18 protein-coding genes and 1 pseudogene are annotated in these 15,552 nt (G+C 71.0%); 13 read left to right on the top strand and 6 right to left on the bottom strand.

The annotated features are described in order from the left end of the window. The first annotated feature begins 43 nt into the window (after positions 1-43). Positions 44-466, top strand: coding sequence for a hypothetical protein (locus tag ABZY20_RS05515; protein ID WP_356436921.1), 423 nt, complete (start codon positions 44-46; stop codon positions 464-466). A gap of 119 nt (positions 467-585) precedes the next feature. Here the strand turns inward: ABZY20_RS05515 and ABZY20_RS05520 are convergent, their stop codons facing one another. Then, positions 586-873 (bottom strand): hypothetical protein, encoded by a 288-nt coding sequence (locus ABZY20_RS05520; protein ID WP_356436924.1) that lies wholly within the window; start codon positions 871-873, stop codon positions 586-588. 34 nt (positions 874-907) lie between these two features. Here ABZY20_RS05520 and ABZY20_RS05525 point away from each other — a divergent pair. The 4 genes and pseudogenes from ABZY20_RS05525 to ABZY20_RS05540 all read left to right on the top strand — a co-directional run. Then, a pseudogene (locus ABZY20_RS05525) lies at positions 908-1,348 on the top strand (transposase); the annotation flags it as partial. Positions 1,349-1,385: 37 nt separating this feature from the next. Next, positions 1,386-1,799, top strand: coding sequence for a hypothetical protein (locus tag ABZY20_RS05530; protein ID WP_356436927.1), 414 nt, complete (start codon positions 1,386-1,388; stop codon positions 1,797-1,799). Positions 1,800-1,961: 162 nt separating this feature from the next. Next, positions 1,962-3,323 carry an SMI1/KNR4 family protein gene (locus ABZY20_RS05535; protein WP_356436930.1) on the top strand — a complete coding sequence of 454 codons (1,362 nt, stop codon included), beginning with the start codon at positions 1,962-1,964 and terminating at the stop codon, positions 3,321-3,323. 23 nt (positions 3,324-3,346) lie between these two features. After that, entirely contained in the window at positions 3,347-3,868 is a 522-nt protein-coding gene (locus ABZY20_RS05540; protein WP_356436933.1) for an SMI1/KNR4 family protein, read from the top strand. A 30-nt stretch (positions 3,869-3,898) separates the two neighbouring features. Here the strand turns inward: ABZY20_RS05540 and ABZY20_RS05545 are convergent, their stop codons facing one another. The 3 genes from ABZY20_RS05545 to ABZY20_RS05555 are packed head-to-tail and all read right to left on the bottom strand — an operon-like array spanning position 3,899 to position 5,286. Further along, positions 3,899-4,096: a hypothetical protein gene (locus tag ABZY20_RS05545; protein ID WP_356436936.1), complete on the bottom strand. Its 198-nt coding sequence runs from the start codon at positions 4,094-4,096 to the stop codon at positions 3,899-3,901. Positions 4,097-4,130: 34 nt separating this feature from the next. Further along, a complete protein-coding gene (locus ABZY20_RS05550; RefSeq protein WP_356436939.1) occupies positions 4,131-4,451 on the bottom strand; it encodes a DUF397 domain-containing protein in 321 nt (106 codons plus the stop codon). After that, on the bottom strand, positions 4,432-5,286 hold the full coding sequence (locus ABZY20_RS05555) for a helix-turn-helix transcriptional regulator (RefSeq protein ID WP_356436942.1): 855 nt from the start codon (positions 5,284-5,286) through the stop codon (positions 4,432-4,434). Before ABZY20_RS05555 ends, ABZY20_RS05550 begins: the two co-directional genes overlap by 20 nt. Before the next feature lie 157 nt (positions 5,287-5,443). Here ABZY20_RS05555 and ABZY20_RS05560 point away from each other — a divergent pair, with 157 nt between their 5' ends. Genes ABZY20_RS05560 through ABZY20_RS05575 form a run of 4 tightly spaced genes read left to right on the top strand, consistent with a single transcriptional unit; the run spans position 5,444 to position 6,761 of the window. After that, positions 5,444-5,647, top strand: a complete 204-nt coding sequence (locus tag ABZY20_RS05560) for a hypothetical protein (protein ID WP_356436945.1) — start codon at positions 5,444-5,446, stop codon at positions 5,645-5,647. After that, positions 5,647-6,063 (top strand): ATP-binding protein, encoded by a 417-nt coding sequence (locus ABZY20_RS05565; protein ID WP_356437408.1) that lies wholly within the window; start codon positions 5,647-5,649, stop codon positions 6,061-6,063. The genes ABZY20_RS05560 and ABZY20_RS05565 overlap by 1 nt, the downstream gene beginning before the upstream one ends. Positions 6,064-6,093: 30 nt before the next feature. Next, on the top strand, positions 6,094-6,423 hold the full coding sequence (locus ABZY20_RS05570) for a type II toxin-antitoxin system RelE/ParE family toxin (RefSeq protein ID WP_356436948.1): 330 nt from the start codon (positions 6,094-6,096) through the stop codon (positions 6,421-6,423). Continuing rightward, complete coding sequence (locus ABZY20_RS05575; protein WP_356436951.1) at positions 6,420-6,761, top strand: helix-turn-helix transcriptional regulator; 342 nt, start codon at positions 6,420-6,422, stop codon at positions 6,759-6,761. The genes ABZY20_RS05570 and ABZY20_RS05575 overlap by 4 nt, the downstream gene beginning before the upstream one ends. A gap of 344 nt (positions 6,762-7,105) precedes the next feature. Here ABZY20_RS05575 and ABZY20_RS05580 read toward each other — a convergent pair whose 3' ends face one another. After that, positions 7,106-8,935, bottom strand: a complete 1,830-nt coding sequence (locus tag ABZY20_RS05580) for a phosphoenolpyruvate carboxykinase (GTP) (protein ID WP_356436954.1) — start codon at positions 8,933-8,935, stop codon at positions 7,106-7,108. 328 nt (positions 8,936-9,263) lie between these two features. Between ABZY20_RS05580 and ABZY20_RS05585 the strand changes: the two genes are divergently transcribed. The 4 genes from ABZY20_RS05585 (at position 9,264) to ABZY20_RS05600 (ending at position 13,078) form a co-directional block, all read left to right on the top strand. Beyond that, positions 9,264-9,977, top strand: coding sequence for a hemolysin III family protein (locus tag ABZY20_RS05585; protein ID WP_356436957.1), 714 nt, complete (start codon positions 9,264-9,266; stop codon positions 9,975-9,977). A 102-nt stretch (positions 9,978-10,079) separates the two neighbouring features. Continuing rightward, complete coding sequence (locus tag ABZY20_RS05590) at positions 10,080-11,603, top strand: MFS transporter (protein ID WP_356436960.1); 1,524 nt, start codon at positions 10,080-10,082, stop codon at positions 11,601-11,603. Positions 11,604-11,644: 41 nt separating this feature from the next. Then, positions 11,645-12,277: a TetR family transcriptional regulator gene (locus ABZY20_RS05595; protein ID WP_356436963.1), complete on the top strand. Its 633-nt coding sequence runs from the start codon at positions 11,645-11,647 to the stop codon at positions 12,275-12,277. Positions 12,278-12,346: 69 nt separating this feature from the next. Then, the gene (locus ABZY20_RS05600) at positions 12,347-13,078 is read left to right on the top strand and encodes a Mut7-C RNAse domain-containing protein (protein ID WP_356436966.1); all 732 of its coding nucleotides are present in this window, start codon (positions 12,347-12,349) and stop codon (positions 13,076-13,078) included. A gap of 75 nt (positions 13,079-13,153) precedes the next feature. Here ABZY20_RS05600 and ABZY20_RS05605 read toward each other — a convergent pair whose 3' ends face one another. Further along, on the bottom strand, positions 13,154-15,496 hold the full coding sequence (locus tag ABZY20_RS05605) for a galactose oxidase-like domain-containing protein (protein WP_356437410.1): 2,343 nt from the start codon (positions 15,494-15,496) through the stop codon (positions 13,154-13,156). Positions 15,497-15,552 lie beyond the last annotated feature (56 nt).

Below are 15,552 nucleotides of genomic sequence, written 5' to 3' on the forward strand. Positions count from 1 at the left end.
CTAAGCTAGGATGGCTTCCGGTAAGAATTCAGGAGGCCCTCCCATGTACGAACCGATCCGCACCAAGTCGGTCCACAGCACGGTGGACGGCCCCAACCCCGACTTCCCGCACCGCTCCCGGGAGGAAGAGCTGGACATCCAGCTCGCGGGGCACCTCGCCGCCCTGCTCGCCGTCACGGACGAGCTGCGCGCGACGGAGGCCTCCGCCGACCTGGACACCGCGGCGGAGCGGCTCGCGGAGCAGGTGGGGCGGCTGCGCGGGGGACGGGCACCGGCCCGCGCCCCGCTGAGCGGCACCCGGCGCGAGCGCGGCGCCGCGGCCCTGCACCGGCGGGCGCACGCCCTGGCGGGCCGCGCGCTGGTCGTCGCCGCCTCCCGCGCCGACACGGCGGCCGCGATCCTGGCCGCCGAGCGGATGGACGCGCACACGGCGGCCCTGGACCCGCGCGAACTCGCGTCCCGCTGAGCCCAGGAGGGCTCCCCTTGACGGCCCCGGTCCGCGCGCACCCGCAGCGACGCGCGGACCGGGTGCCACGTACTCGGTACCGCTGTCGCCCCGAGCGACCTCCACCCGGCCGTCAGGCATCAGGAACCGCGGTACAGCCGTTGCAGGTCGACGAGGACCACCTCGCCTCGGCTCTCGGCCGCCCTTAGTTCCGGGTCGAAACCGGCGCCGCTGTAGCAGGCGGGTCCGGCCTGACTCGTGTCGACGCCTCTCGACTTCAGCAATTCCAGGATGCGGTGCAGGCGTTGCAGGTGCCCGAGGTGCATGACCTTGTGCCACTTGGCCTCGCCGACGGACAGCAGGATGCCCTGATCCTGACCGATCGCCCCGAGCACCACGACATCGGCCTCCAGGGAGGTCCGGTTCACCGGGTCGGCCACGGTGCCGGATGCGACCTGGATCTGGCGCACGGATCTCACCCGGCGCCGACTGGCCCCGCGCGTCGGGGTGTCGAAGTCGGCCGCCAACCGTGTCTTCGACCACCTCGGGCCGTCGCTCGCGCTCCGCGAACGCAGCAGGTTCCGCCAGGACGCCGTGCTGATCGTGGACCGCACCCTGGTCCCGGCCCGCGACCACGCCATCGCCGAGCAGTCGAAGAGTTACCGGTACTCCACCAACCACCAGGTCGTCATTGACGCCGACTCCCGACTCGTCGTCGTTGTCGGCCAGCCGCTGCCCGGCAACCGCAACGATGCGCAACTTGCCTGGGTGATGTCGGGTGGCGTGGGCCATCGGTCACCGGCGCTGGTGGCCGCCGACCCACATGGGCCGACCCTCGGTGCGCATACTGTGACCGGCAGAGGGACCGTCGTCCGACCGAACGGCGATGGATGGAGCCGATAGGCCACGGGCCCGGGCCCGACGATCAAGGAGGCCAGCGATGGATGCCAGGGAAAGCTGGCGCCGCTACGGGCCTCGCCCCGTCGGCGCGGACCTCGACGAGATCCGTGCACTCCTCAGAGAGCACACGGCGCGTGAACGACGCGCCCAGGGCGAGGGCGACACCGAGCTGATGAGGCTCTGCTGCTTCCAGCTGTTCAACAGCGGCGACCTCGACGACGTGCTCCTGATCTGGAGTGCGAAGCAAGCCAGCTTCGACGCAGCGTGCTCGATCGACATCGAATTCCTGCTCGGGCACGGGCTCGACGCGACGAAGGCCCACCTCTCGGCCAACCGCGCACCTTCTGCGACGGCAGCACTGGATCGTCTGCGCGAGCTCGAGGCATACGGTGAATTCGAGGGCTTCTCAGTGGAGGAGCGCTCCGCCGGCTACGACCGGTACTACGTCGACTGACGAATCTGCAGCGCCGGTCAAGATCCGGGCAATGTTGCCGTTCCGGGCCGGGAACGGCCGCACGCGGCCGCGTTGTCAGCGGCCGACTCTAGGATCGCCTCGCACAGTGATCACGGGTCGGGACATCTGCCGACCAGCCCATCTGCGGACCGGAGAGCACCGTTGTCCTCGATACATGACGTCGCCACCTGGGAGCCGTTGCTCCACCTCGTGCGGGCTTCCCATGCGGACCGCCTCGCCGCGCCGGGTGGTTGCGTGACGGGCCAGATCGGTCACGGCAGTTGGAGCGTCCCCGTCCACCGGCCGCGCCCGGCACCTGGGCGGGCCGCCCAGGTGGAGGACATGCAGGACGAGTTCACCGCCGTGCAGCGTGTGCAGGCCGCTCTCAAGGCCGACGGCGCGGCCGACGTCTCGTTCATGGTGGAGACGGCGGCGGACGGGCGGACGCTGCTCCATCTGGTCGACCGCGGCCCGGCCGTGGAAACCGGCTTCACCAGCCCCTACCTGGGAGCCCTCCTGCTGGTCGAGGGCGCCGTCCCCGAGCCCTGGCGGCGTCTGCCCGAGGCGGTGCCGGGTGCGGCACCCGCCCCGTCGGCCGACCCGGCGCTGCTGGAGCGCACCCTGCGCGAGCGGCTCCCCGACGCCGTCGGCGCCACCGAGGCGGAGATCGCCGAGGCGGAGGCGCGCCTCGGTGTCACGCTGCCCGAGGAACTCAAGGCGCTGTACCGCGTGACCCGGGCACGGTGGCAGGACTGGGGGGACGACTACGAGGCGGCGGACCGCGTCGGTGACGCCGTCGGCTGCGAGCTGTTCTCCCTGGACGGGCTGTACGTCGCGGACGCGGAATCCCGGCCCTGCCCCTGGCAGTTCGCGGCCAAGGACGCCGTCGTCACCGCGCCGGACGCCGCCGTGCAGGGCCTGGTCGGCTCACCGGGCTGGATCGTCTTCGGCGACAACGGCGGCGGGGACCGGGTGGCCCTCGACCTGACTCCCGGCCCGGGCGGGCACACCGGGCAGGTCATCATGATCGACCACGAGCGGACCATCGGCGCCTCGTTGCGCGCCGACTCCCTCACCGACATGGTGGTGAACCGCCGCGACGACTGGTACACGGGGCGCGAGCAGGAAAGCCCCGTGGTGGCCCGGGTGAACGTCCGCGCCCTGGACAGTGTGGAGGCCGCCGCCCATCCCGACCTGGAGGTGCTCGGCATCGGAGTGTGGGACGGCGAGCCGATCGGCCTCGCCCCGGTCGTCGGCCTCCCCCGTCTGCGGACCCTCAGCGCCTACCCCGGCACGCTGGCCGACCCCCTGGAGATCGCCGGCCTGACCGGCCTGGAGTACCTGAGCCTCGGCCCGGACGAGTGGCGCGCCCTGCTCGACGCGGGCGCGGTCCCGCGGGGCCTGTCGGCGGCCTCCATCACGGTGCACGGCGAACGCCACCCGCTCCCGGTCCTGGACCTCGCCAACGAGCTCCTCGCTCTGTGGGACCGGCCTTTGATCACCCGAACCGTCATCGAGCTGTGAGCCGGGCGGAGGGAGGGCAGCAGATGGCGACGACACTCGCAGCGATCCGGGCCCGGTTGGGCGAACCCCGGTTCAACTGGTCCGATCCGGCTCCCTGGACCGAACTGGAACAGGAACTCGGCATCGCGTTCCCCGCGGACTTCCGTGAGGTCGTGGACGCCTACGGTTCGATCCAGATCAACGGGCAGTTGTATCTGACGCACCCCGCACCTCACCTGCTGCACAGTCTGGGCGACGACATCCGCGGGGATCTCGAACTCTGGCGCGAAGAGGACATGGCGGAGTTCCTGCCGAGCCCGGTGGGCGCGAACCCCGGGGAACTGATACCCGTGGCGACGGCCACGACCGGCGAGGCGGTCTTCCTCCGCGTGCCGGGCAGCGCGTCGCCCTGGCGCGTCGTCGTCCAGGAGTTCGACAGCCCGGCCTGGACCCTCTATGAGATGACGTTCGGTGAGTGGCTGCTGGACTATCTCAAGGGCAGGGACGTGACGTTGTGCGCCCGGGACCGGGCGCCTGACGGCCCGTTCTGGGAATTCCTGCCCTGATGATCCAGCCGTGCGCGGGTCCGGTCTTCGTCAGGGGGAATGACCGAGAGGAGCTGAGCCCCGGGACGCACGAGGTCGTGCCGTCGCGCGCGGGCCGAGGCGGCCCTCCGGGACGCGGAGGGCCGGGTAGCCGGCCGGCGCGTCGGACAGGTCGTCGGCGTTCAGCAGCCGGGTGACGAAGGCCGCGTCGGCCACGGCGACCCTGGTGCCGTCCGGGGAGAACGCCATGTCCTTGAAGTCCAGCGCGCAACAGCTGTGAAGATCACACGGGCAAGGAGGACACGCCGACCGTGGGGCGCCGAGGTGCCGACTTGAGGGACGTGACGAAGGCCGTCCAGGCCGGGGCCGTGACGGTGAGGACCGGGCCGTGGGGCACCTTGGAGTCACGGACGGGGACGACGGCGGTGTGGGCGTCGCAGACTTCGAGGCAGTTACCGCCGTCGCCGTTGCTGTAGGTGCTCTTGCGCCAGCGGGCGGCGCCGGGGAAGGCCTCGGCCACCTCGACGCAGTCGCCGCCAGTCCCGTTGCTGTAGCTGCTCTTGCGCCAGACGGCAGTGCTCAAGTCAATTGCGCTGCATGCCATTTCGTACATCCTCAGCCGTTTGTTGAATCAGGGCGAGGGACGCCTCGGGTGGCAGTGCGGCGGCCCTGAGCAGATCGTACGACCGGCGGTACTCCTCCACGAGAGCCGGATCGTCGATTGTGTCTCCGCTGTGCTGAGACTCCAAGTAGACCAACGGTGGGGCGTCGAGGAAGGTCATGACCTTCGCCATCCCCATCATGAGTGGGTGCGGCCCGCAGTTCCACGGAAGAACCTGGGGAACGATCCGACGGCGACGCGCCAGAGCAGCGATGTGCTCCAACTGTTCGGCGGTCTGCTCCGGGGGAAGAACCGGTTGCCGCAGCAGCACCTCGGAGAGGATCGCCCAGTACATGGGCGTCTTGTGGTTGTCCTCGAAGAGGCGGGCCCGCGCCAGTCGGGCGCTGACCTTCTCCTCCACCTCCTCGTCTTGAGCCAGCGGCATCGCCGCGCGAACCAGCGCCCGGGCATAGGCGTCCGTCTGCAGGAGGCCGGGGATCAGGGTCGGGCACCACTCCTCGATCGACTTGGCGTGCCGCTCCGCCTCCAGCACCCGCTCGAAGTAGCTCGCGTGCCCCCGCCGTTTCGCCCGCCGCACGTCCTCACACCGCCGCCGGAAGAAGCCGTCCGTGCCGAGCACCTTGTCCACGTGCTCGGCGAGTTCCGCCGGCATCCGGCGTGTGCCGCGTTCGATCTCGCTGAGGTGGCTCGGGCCGTAGAAGCTGCCCTCGACCAACTGCTGGAGGGTGAGTCCCGCTTCCTCCCGCTTCCAGCGCAACTCGCTGCCGTAGAAGGTCGGGACGCCCGTCGAACCGTCGATGTCCTTGCGCTGCCCCATCGTTCACCGTCCTTGGTGTGCCGTTACCACCCGCTACCGAAGCCCGCGGCGCGTACGCGCAGTTCAGGCGCGGGATGCCGATGGGCTGTCACGCTACGGCGGTCGGCGCCAGAGTGTGAGGAGTTCGTCACACAGCGCACTGGAAGGTGTGAACCCCATGCACAGCCCCGCCGAAGCCGACGCCCGCGTCGAGGAGTTGCGAGCCGCGCTCGCCGCACACGGCATCACCCTGCCGTCCCTCGGCATCGATCTCCCGGCCTTCGCCGCCCGCTGCCCGGTCCGGCCGCTGATCGCGCTCGGCAACTGCAATCTCCTCACGGCCCAGGCGCTGACGGCAGCCCTCCGCAAGGGGGCGGCGTGATGCGGCCGGCGGTGACGCTGGAGTTGCTCGCGGCACCGGCCGAGGTGTCCGGGGTCCGGCACGCCCTGCGCGACTTCGGCGCCGACGTCCAGCTCTGCGCGAGCGAACTCGTCACGAACGTGATCCGGCACGTCGGGGAGGGCGTCCCCGTCACCGTGCGGGTGTGGTGCGACGGCTGCGGTGGCACGCGGCTGGAGGTCAGCGATCCCGATGGGCATGCACGGCCCGTTCCGCGCGCGACGGTGAGCGCCGACGAGGAGTCGGGGCGAGGGCTCGCCCTGATGGACGCGCTGGCGCTGAGGTGGGGTGTGGCACACGGCCCCACAGGCAAAACCGTCTGGTGCGAGCTGGGATCGGCGGCACCGGAAGACGGTGTCGCCCCGGGCTGTGGTGTCGCGTCGGTGGCGTCCGCTTGAACGGCGCCCGTGATCGGCTTGGAGGAGCAGATGTCGACCGCCAGGCATTTCCTCAAGATCGACGAGTATGTCGGACTGCTGGCGGAGCACGCTGCCGAGCTCGGTGAGCCCTGTGCCCGGCACCTCGGCGACGGAGTCCGGGAACTGCGCCCGACGATCGATGGCGCCGCCATGCGCATCACCTACTGGCGCGCCCCCAGCCGCACCGCAGTCCTGCTGACCGTCTTCCGCAAGACGAGGACGCGGGAGGACGCTGAAGTCAGGCGGGCAAAACTCGCACAGAAGGTCTGCGAGGCGGAACACGAACGGGCCCACGAGGAGTTCATCCGCATCATCGACGAGGGAGAGGTGGAGAGATGAGCCACAGCCGGTGGAAGAGCCTGCGCGAACGGAAGCTCGTGGAGGGCTTCACCGAGTCCGAAGACGTCACCGAGGCGCGGCGAGAGATCCGGCTGTCCATGGCGCTGGCGAAGGCTGTCTACGACCGCCGGACGGAGCTCGGGCTCACCCAGACCGAGCTGGCCGAGCGCTCCGGACTCACCCAGGCCAAGATCTCCCGGATCGAGGGTTCCGACACCATCCCCACACTGCCGCTTCTCGCCAAGCTGGCGAAAGCTCTGGACGCGACGCTGAACATCGCCCTGGACAGCGACGACACCCAGGTGACCTTCACCGCTCACCACACCGACGCGGCCTGAAGGGCCGCAGGTCGCCCGGGCGCGCAGGTCAACAGGCCCGCGGCACCAGGGCCTGCCTGACACAGGTCAAGGCCGAGTGCTCCGGCCGGCCTGCAGAGGCCGGCCGGAGCACTCGTTCAGCCCTCGGCACGTTCGTGAGCCCGACGGGCGGGCCGTGCCGAAGGGGCGGGGTGAGCCCGTCGCCGCGGGTCCCGTCGGGGCGGACGGAGGGCGGCGCCGGTCCCGGAACCCCGCACGCCGTTGTGCGGGGCCCCGCCAATGCGTCCCGCGGCCGGTCGTGACGTGACGATCGCTGGTCAGGGCATATCCCGGTCCTGACCGGCCGCGGAGTTCGGGGGTGGGGCTCAGCCCAGGCGCTTGACCAGCGCGTGGTACTGGTCCCACATCTCCTTCGGCGTGTGGTCGCCGAAGGTGTTGAGGTGCTCGGGGATCAGGGCGGCCTCCTCGCGCCAGACCTCCTTGTCGACCGTGAGCAGGAAGTCGAGGTCGGAGGCGGCGAGGTCGAGCCCGTCCGTGTCGAGGGCCTCGCGCGTCGGCAGGACGCCGATGGGGGTCTCGACGCCTTCGGCCTTGCCCTCCAGGCGCTCCACGATCCACTTCAGGACGCGGCTGTTCTCGCCGAAGCCGGGCCAGACGAACCTGCCCTCGTCGTCCTTGCGGAACCAGTTGACGTAGTAGATCCTCGGCAGCTTGGACTGGTCCTTGTCCTTGGCCACGTCGACCCAGTGGGCCATGTAGTCGCCCATGTTGTAGCCGCAGAACGGCAGCATCGCGAACGGGTCGCGGCGCAGCTCGCCGACCTTGCCCTCGGCGGCGGCGGTCTTCTCGGAGGCCACGTTGGCGCCGAGGAAGACGCCGTGGTTCCAGTCGAAGGACTCCGTCACCAGCGGGACGGCGGTGGCGCGGCGGCCGCCGAAGAGGATCGCCGAGATCGGCACGCCCTTGGGGTCCTCCCACTCCGGCGCGATGATCGGGCACTGCGAGGCCGGGACGGTGAAGCGGGCGTTGGGGTGGGCGGCCGGGGTGCCGGACTCCGGCGTCCAGTCGTTGCCCTTCCAGTCCGTCAGGTGGGCCGGGGTCTCCTCCGTCATGCCCTCCCACCACACGTCGCCGTCGTCGGTGAGGGCGACGTTGGTGAAGACGGAGTTGCCCCAGAGGGTCTTCATGGCGTTGGCGTTGGTGTGCTCACCGGTGCCCGGCGCGACGCCGAAGAAGCCGGCCTCGGGGTTGATGGCGTAGAGGCGGCCGTCCTCGCCGAAGCGCATCCAGGCGATGTCGTCACCGATGGTCTCGACGGTCCAGCCGGGGACGGTCGGCTCCAGCATGGCGAGGTTGGTCTTGCCGCAGGCGCTCGGGAAGGCCGCGGCGACGTACTTGGCCTCGCCTCGCGGCGGGGTCAGCTTGAGGACGAGCATGTGCTCGGCGAGCCAGCCCTCGTCACGGGCCATGACGGAGGCGATGCGCAGGGCGTAGCACTTCTTGCCGAGCAGGGCGTTGCCGCCGTAGCCCGAGCCGTAGGACCAGATCTCGCGGTCCTCGGGGAAGTGGGAGATGTACTTGGTCCGGTTGCAGGGCCAGGGGACGTCCTCCTGGCCGGGCTCCAGCGGGGCGCCCAGGGTGTGCACGGCCTTGACGAAGAAGCCGTCGGAGCCGAGCTCGTCGAGGACCGCCTGGCCCATCCGGGTCATCGTGCGCATGGACACGGCGACGTACGCCGAGTCGGTGATCTCCACGCCGAGCGCGGACAGCGGCGAGCCGAGCGGGCCCATGCAGAACGGCACGACGTACATGGTCCGGCCGCGCATCGAGCCGCGGAACAGGCCGCCCTGCCCGCCGGAGCCCTGGAAGATCTCCCGCATCTCGGCGGGGGCCTTCCAGTGGTTGGTCGGGCCCGCGTCCTCCTCCTTCTCGGAGCAGATGAAGGTCCGGTCCTCGACGCGGGCGACGTCGGTGGGGTCGGAGGCGGCGTAGTAGGAGTGGGGGCGCTTGATCGGGTCGAGTTTGCGGAAGGTGCCCTTCTCTACGAGCTCCTCGCACAGTCGCTCGTACTCGGCCTCGGATCCGTCACACCAGACCACGCTGTCCGGCTGCGTCAGTTCTGCGATCTCGTTGACCCACGAGATCAGTCCCTGATGAGTGGTGGGGACGGTGGGAGCCGCGATGTCGCGCGCCACGATTGCTCCTAAATGAGGGTTTTTTTGTTGAGGTGGAGGCCCCGTGGGGGCTGCGACCCGGATGCTTCACGGAGATCTTGGCGCTCATCCGGTGCCGACCGCACTCATTTGATCATCCGACGCCCGCGCCCATCTGTCCAGAGGAGCGCACAGGTGAGCGACGTGAGGATCGCCACGGTTTCTCCGCGCTTCTTTGCGTGCACGTTGCGTTCACCATGCGAACCGTTTGCGTAACCATCGTTCGGCCAGAGTGAGAGGCCGGCCACTCTTCGTCGACCAAACGGCAGGACTGATACGTCACTTACGGTTCCGTAGCTACCATTCGGCCATGACTGCGTTCGCCCCCGACGCGCCCGAGGACCCGCCGGTCGACGGCCGCGGCCCGCAGGCGCTCTCCCTGCCGCACCCGGTCAAGCCCAAGTTGCGGGGCTGGCTGCACCTCGGCATGTTCCCCGCCGCCCTGGTGGCGGGCCTGGTGCTGACCGCCCTCGCCGACTCGACCAGAGGGCGGATCGCCTGCGGCATATACGCACTGACCGCCTGCCTGCTGTTCGGCGTGAGCGCGCTGTACCACCGGGGCAACTGGAGCCCCCGCATGGACGGCGTCCTGCGCCGCCTGGATCACGCCAACATCTTCCTGATCATCGCGGGCACGTACACGCCGCTGACCATGCTGCTGCTGCCCGGCGCCAAGGGTCAGTGGCTGCTGTGGGGCATCTGGGCCGCGGCGGCGGCCGGGATCCTCTTCCGCGTCTTCTGGGTCGGCGCCCCGCGCTGGCTGTACACGCCCTGCTACATCGCGATGGGCTGGGCGGCGGTCTTCTACCTGCCGGACTTCATGCGCACCGGCGGCATCGCGGTCCTGGTCCTGGTCATCGTCGGCGGCGTGCTCTACAGCGCGGGCGGCGTGGTCTACGGGATCAAGAAGCCGAACCCGTCCCCGCGCTGGTTCGGCTTCCACGAGGTGTTCCACTCCTTCACCCTGGCGGCCTTCATCGCGCACTACGTGGGGATCTCGCTGGTGGCGTACCAGCACGGCTGACGCCGATCGAGCACAGCACCGGGTCACGGCCGACGGGCCGTGGCCCTTTTTTTGCGCCCTCACACCTGGCGGTGACTCTCTTTTGAGAGTTACTTTCATTTCATGGTTGCTGTCACTCCAACGGTCGCCGCTCCCCCCGACCCCCGACGCTGGTGGGCGCTGGGCGCCCTGGTCGCGAGCATGCTGGTGCTCGGCTTCGACCTGACGATCCTCAACGTGGCCCTGCCGGCCCTGGCCGGGCAGCTCGGCGCCGGCACCGGCGAGCTGCAGTGGATCGTGGACTCGTACGTCGTGGTCTTCGCGGCGCTGATGCTGCCCGCCGGACTGCTCGGCGACCGCTACGGGCGGCGCCGGATGCTGGTCGCGGGGCTCGCGGTGTTCCTCGCGGGCTCGCTGGGCGGCACGCTCGCGGACTCCCCCGCGCTGGTGATCGCCGCGCGCTCCGTGATGGGGCTGGGGGCCGCGCTGGTGGTCCCGCTCGGCCTGTCGGTGCTGCCGTCGATGTTCGGCGAGGAGGAACGCGGCAAGGCCGTCGCCGCGGTCAGCGCCGCCATGGCCGCGGGCCTGCCGCTGGGACCCCTGGTCGGCGGGCTGCTGCTGGACCACTACTGGTGGGGCTCGGTCTTCCTGATCAACGTCCCGATGGCCGCTCTCGGCATCGCGGCCTGCCTCCTGCTGCTCCCCGAGTCCCGCGACCCCTCCTCGCCCCGGGTCGACCCGCTGTCCGCCGCGTGCAGCGCGCTGGGGCTGGGCGCCCTCGTGCTCGGCGTCATCGAGGCGCCGGAGCGGGGCTGGACGAGCGCCCCGGTGCTCGGCGCGTTCGCGGTGGCCGCGGTGCTGCTGACCGTCCTGGTGAGGCGGCAGCGCCGGGAGACGCGCCCGATGCTCGACCTGGGGCTGCTCGCCCGCCGCGCCTTCCTGTTCCCCACCCTGGCCGCGACGCTCGGCACGTTCGTCTTCTCCGGCCTGCTCTTCCTGCTGCCGGTGTACTTCCAGGAGGTCGGCGGCGCCGACGCGTTCGGCACCGGGCTGCGGCTGCTGCCGATGATGGCCGGGCTGATGGTGTCCGCACGGGCGAGCACGGCCCTGGTGGCACGCCTGGGCGCGCGCCCGGTGGTCACGGCGGGCCTGGCGGTGCTGAGCTGCGCCGCGCTGCTCGGCTCGCGCACCGGGCCCGGCACCGGGTACGGGTTCACCGCGCTGTGGCTGACCGTCGCCGGGCTCGGCTTCGGGCTGGCCATGGTGCCCGCCATGGACACGGCCCTCGGCGGCATCCCCGCCGAGCAGGCCGGCAGCGGCTCCGGCCTGCTGATGACACTGCGCCAGGTCGGCGCCGCCCTCGGCATCGCCCTGCTCGGCAGCCTCGCCGCGGGCGCGTACCGCGACGGTCTGGACACCACCGGCCTGCCCGCTCCCGCGGCCGGCGCGGCCCGCGAGTCGGTGAGCGGGGCGCACGCCGTGGCCGAGCGGCTGGGGCTCGCGGGCCTCGCCCGGTCCGCCGACGCCGCGTACGTGGCCGGCATGGGCAGGATCCTGCTGGTCTGCGCACTGGCCGCCCTGCTGACCGCGGTACTCACGGCACTGCTGCTGCCCGGCCGCCGCGGCGTCCCGGCGCCGGAGGCCTGAGCCGTGGTCCCGCCGGAGTCCGATGACCGACAATGAACAGCATGACCACGGCGCGAACCCCTGTTCCCGAGGCCGGCCGCCCGCTGGGCCTGCGCGAGCGGAAGAAGATCAAGACGCGGCACGCGATCAGGCAGGCCACCTACGCCCTGGTCCGGGAGCAGGGGTACGAGAGCACCACCGTCGAGCAGATCGCCGAGCGCGCCGAGGTCTCGCCGAGCACCGTCTTCCGGTACTTCCCCACCAAGGAGGACATCGTCCTCACCGACGAGTACGACCCCATGGTGGAGGACCTGCTGCGCGGGCGCCCGGCCGACGAACCGGTGCTGGAGTCGCTGCGGTGGGCCATCCGCGAGTCGATGGTCCTGGCCCTCGCCGACAACCCGGACTTCGGCCCGGAGGAGATGATGCTGCGCGTCCGGCTGATGGCCGAGGTGCCCGCGGTGCGCTCCCGTCTGATGGAGAGCATGTCCGTCACCGGACGCCTGCTGTGCCGGGCCCTGGCCGAGCGCACCGGGCGGCACGAGAACGACCTGGAGGTCCGGACCTACGCCATGGGGCTCATGGGCGCCCTGCTGGAGGCCACGCTGTACTGGGCCGAGGGGGACTTCCGCGAGGATCTTCCCGAACTGGTCGACCGCACCCTCGCGACCTTCCGGAACCTTCCTCACCGCTGAGGCCCGCACCCGTCACGGGCCGGGCGAAACCCACCGGCGTGCGGCCGCGCCCCGTGGCATCCTGACCGGGTGAACGGTCCCGAGATCCACGTCGAGTTCGCCCCCGAGCTGCACGTCTTCGTCCCCCGGGCCCGGCGCACGGGCACCGTGCGGGCCACCACCGACGGCGCCTCCAGCCTGGGCCATGTCGTCGAGTCGCTGGGCGTGCCGCTGACGGAGGTGGGCGCGCTGCTCGTGGACGGCCGCGAGGTGCCCGTCTCGCACGTCCCCACGGCCGGCGAGTCCGTGACCGTGCGGACGGTCGAACGCCCCCAGCGGGTGCCGGGAGCGCCCCTGCGCTTCCTCCTGGACGTCCACCTCGGCACGCTGGCCCGCCGGCTGCGGCTGCTCGGCGTGGACACCGCGTACGAGTCGACCGACATCGGCGACCCGGCGCTGGCCGCGCGTTCGGCGGCCGAGCGGCGGGTCATGCTGAGCCGCGACCGCGGCCTGCTGCGGCGCCGGGAGCTGTGGGCCGGGGCGTTCGTCTACAGCACACGCCCCGAGGAGCAACTGCGCGACGTCCTCGACCGCTTCCGGCCCGAGCTGCAGCCGTGGACGCGCTGCACCGCCTGCAACGGAGTGCTGCGCGAGGCGTCCAAGGACGAGGTGGCCGACCAGCTCGAACACGGCACGCACGCCACGTACGACGTGTTCGCGCAGTGCGCGCAGTGCGGGCGGGCGTACTGGCGCGGCGCGCATCACGAGCAGTTGGAGGAGATCGTGGAGCGGGCATTGGCGCTGCGTCCCGAGCGCCGTTGACCGTGCGGCGCCGCGGGGAACCGCGGGACCGTCGTGGCCGGTCGCGCAGTTCCCCGCGCCCCTTCGGGGCGCCGTTCAGCGCCCGGTCCGATCCCCCCTGCCACAGGCGACGCCGTCGCCATTGCGGTCCAGGCCCAGCGGATCGTCCTTGCCATTGAGCCTCAGCCGGCCGTAGTCGTTGGCCCTGAGCCACTCGCAGCGGGCGGCCGTCGTCTTCTTCACCTCCGCCGGGAAGTGCGTCGGCACGCAGACGTTGACCGAGCCGTAGTGCCGGTCGCAGCCGGAGATCGTCGGGCTGACCTTCTGCGCGGTGCGCTTCTTGCCGGGACCCGAGGCCTTGCCCTCCGGGGCGTCGGCGAAGTCGTGGACGTGCGCCGCCGCGTCCGTCGCCTTCAGGGCCCGCGGGCCCTGGAGGTGCACCCACTTCGCCACCGACGGCACCCCGTTGGCGTCGACCGCGAAGAGCATGTACCAGCCGGGCGGGGCCAGGTTGGGGTTGCTCGTCACGTTCAGGTCGACGTTGCCGCCGTCGACGGACAGCGGCAGGTCGACGAACCGCTGGTTCGGGTCGGAGGCGTGCGTGACGGCGGCCGGGCGGATCAGCTCGGCCTTGGCGATGGGCCGGTCGACGGTGATGCGCTGGGTGTCGCCGTAGGTCCACTCGGTGTCGATGACCGAGGTGATCCGCGGACGCGGGCCCTTGAACAGGTAGGGCGGGCTGTAGACCGACACGTCGTGGTTCCAGGAGCCGTTGCCCGGGTTGTCGCCGGTGGCCATCACGCGGCCGTCGGGCAGCAGGAACGCCGAGGAGTGGTAGCCGCGCGCCTCGGGGTCGACGGCCACCGGGTCGAACGTCTCCGACTGCGGGTCGAAGAGCGACGTCTCGTAGACCGGGTTGGCGCGGTTGTGCAGCGCGCCGCCCGTCTCCAGCACCTTGCCGTCGGGCAGGAGCACGGCGGAGAGGTACATCTTGCCCTGGTCGCCGGTCTGAGGGACGGGTCCGTCGCCCAGGTCGACCGTCCCCTGCGGGATCGGCGGCCCGGCCACGTACGACGGGTTCGGCTGCTTGAGGTCGATGATGTCGGTCAGGCGGTTCGCCTCCGGGTTGGAGTCGATGTTGCCGCCGCCGAGGGTGAGGACCTTCTGGTCCTGCGCCGGGGGCAGCAGCACGCTGGCCGACTGGTCGCGCTCGTCCTTGTCCCGCAGGCCCGGGACCTGGGTGATGGTGTTGGCGTCGTAGTCGTAGATCGCCGAGCCGGTGCCGGGGATGTTGTTGCCGAAGACGTGGCTGCCCGAGTAGAAGAGGCGGCCGTCCTGCATCAGGATCATCGAGGGGTACAGGCCCCAGTACGACCAGGTCTGGTTGACCTTCCACAGCGGCTGCCACTGCTGCTCGGCCTCGGAGAACCGCTCGGCGGTGACCGAGCCGGTGGAGTCCTCGCGCAGCCCGCCGAAGGAGAGGACGTCGCCGTTGCCGAGGATCGTCGCCGACGGGTACCAGTGGCCGTCGTTCATGTCGTTGGTCCTGGTGTAGGTCTCGGTCTCCGGGTCGAAGACGTACGAGTCCTTGAAGCCCTGGTAGCCGATCCGGCCGTCCGCCGTGGGGTAGCCCTTGTTGCCGGACATGATCAGCACGCGGCCGTCCTGGAGCTGGACGTGCCCGGCGCAGAACATGTCCTTCGGCGTGGGGATGATCTTGTACGAGCCGTCCGCCGGGTCGTAGACGGCCGAGGTGAAGGTGCCCGCCTCGAACATCGACTCGTCGTTGCCGGAGCCCGCGATGAGCAGCACCTTGCCGCCCGGCAGGACGACGGAGTGCATGGAGCGCACCGGGTTCCGGGTGGGCAGCACGTCCCACTCGCCGTTCGCGCACTGCTCCGCCGTGCCCGTGCACTGCGGCGGCAGGACCGGGTCGGGGACCTGGTCCATGGTGTAGTCGTCGGTGGTGGCGGAGCCGGTGCCGTAGACGGAGACGCCCCAGGCGATGCGGTCGGTGCCGGCCGGGACCTCGGGGGTGCGGACCGTGGCCTCGGTCCAGTCGCCCGCCAGGTCCAGGGTCTTGAGGTCGGTCCAGTACTGCCAGCCGGCCGTCGTGTCGTGCCGGAACAGCGTGATCGCCGCGTCGGGCGTGGTCGTCCTGTACCAGAGTCCGAGGTCGTACTGCTTGCCCGGCGACACGACCGGGGCGCACTCGGCGGACTCGGTGATCAGGGCCTTGCGGTCGCCGTCGACGCGGCGGGTCAGCTCCACCTTCATGGCCCTGGAGCCGGAGTGCGCGTCGGTCGTGGTGGTGAAGGTGAAGTCGTTGTCGCCCCAGCCGGACTGCTTCCAGCAGTACGGCATGTCGCCGGTGCCGGCGGTCTCGAAGCCCGGGTTCTTGATGAGGTTGGCGGCCGAGGCCGGCTGGGGTGCGGTCATCAGCAGGCCCGCGGTGAGGCCCGCCACGGACAGCAGTGCGGTCGTTCTGCGACGAA

It is taken from the genome of Streptomyces sp. NPDC006624, assembly GCF_040611555.1.
Taxonomy (GTDB): Bacteria; Actinomycetota; Actinomycetes; order Streptomycetales; family Streptomycetaceae; genus Streptomyces.

Excerpts from the sequence above, each read along its gene's own strand:
- ABZY20_RS05530 (WP_356436927.1), top strand. The coding sequence starts at position 1,386 with ATGGATGCCAGGGAAAGCTGGCGCCGCTACGGGCCTCGCCCCGTCGGC.
- ABZY20_RS05555 (WP_356436942.1), bottom strand. The coding sequence starts at position 5,286 with ATGGGGCAGCGCAAGGACATCGACGGTTCGACGGGCGTCCCGACCTTC.
- ABZY20_RS05605 (WP_356437410.1), bottom strand. The coding sequence starts at position 15,496 with ATGACCGCACCCCAGCCGGCCTCGGCCGCCAACCTCATCAAGAACCCG.
- ABZY20_RS05565 (WP_356437408.1), top strand. The coding sequence starts at position 5,647 with ATGCGGCCGGCGGTGACGCTGGAGTTGCTCGCGGCACCGGCCGAGGTG.
- ABZY20_RS05575 (WP_356436951.1), top strand. The coding sequence starts at position 6,420 with ATGAGCCACAGCCGGTGGAAGAGCCTGCGCGAACGGAAGCTCGTGGAG.
- ABZY20_RS05595 (WP_356436963.1), top strand. The coding sequence starts at position 11,645 with ATGACCACGGCGCGAACCCCTGTTCCCGAGGCCGGCCGCCCGCTGGGC.
- ABZY20_RS05515 (WP_356436921.1), top strand. The coding sequence starts at position 44 with ATGTACGAACCGATCCGCACCAAGTCGGTCCACAGCACGGTGGACGGC.
- ABZY20_RS05550 (WP_356436939.1), bottom strand. The coding sequence starts at position 4,451 with ATGGCATGCAGCGCAATTGACTTGAGCACTGCCGTCTGGCGCAAGAGC.
- ABZY20_RS05590 (WP_356436960.1), top strand. The coding sequence starts at position 10,080 with ATGGTTGCTGTCACTCCAACGGTCGCCGCTCCCCCCGACCCCCGACGC.
- ABZY20_RS05585 (WP_356436957.1), top strand. The coding sequence starts at position 9,264 with ATGACTGCGTTCGCCCCCGACGCGCCCGAGGACCCGCCGGTCGACGGC.
- ABZY20_RS05570 (WP_356436948.1), top strand. The coding sequence starts at position 6,094 with ATGTCGACCGCCAGGCATTTCCTCAAGATCGACGAGTATGTCGGACTG.
- ABZY20_RS05540 (WP_356436933.1), top strand. The coding sequence starts at position 3,347 with ATGGCGACGACACTCGCAGCGATCCGGGCCCGGTTGGGCGAACCCCGG.
- ABZY20_RS05545 (WP_356436936.1), bottom strand. The coding sequence starts at position 4,096 with ATGGCGTTCTCCCCGGACGGCACCAGGGTCGCCGTGGCCGACGCGGCC.
- ABZY20_RS05560 (WP_356436945.1), top strand. The coding sequence starts at position 5,444 with ATGCACAGCCCCGCCGAAGCCGACGCCCGCGTCGAGGAGTTGCGAGCC.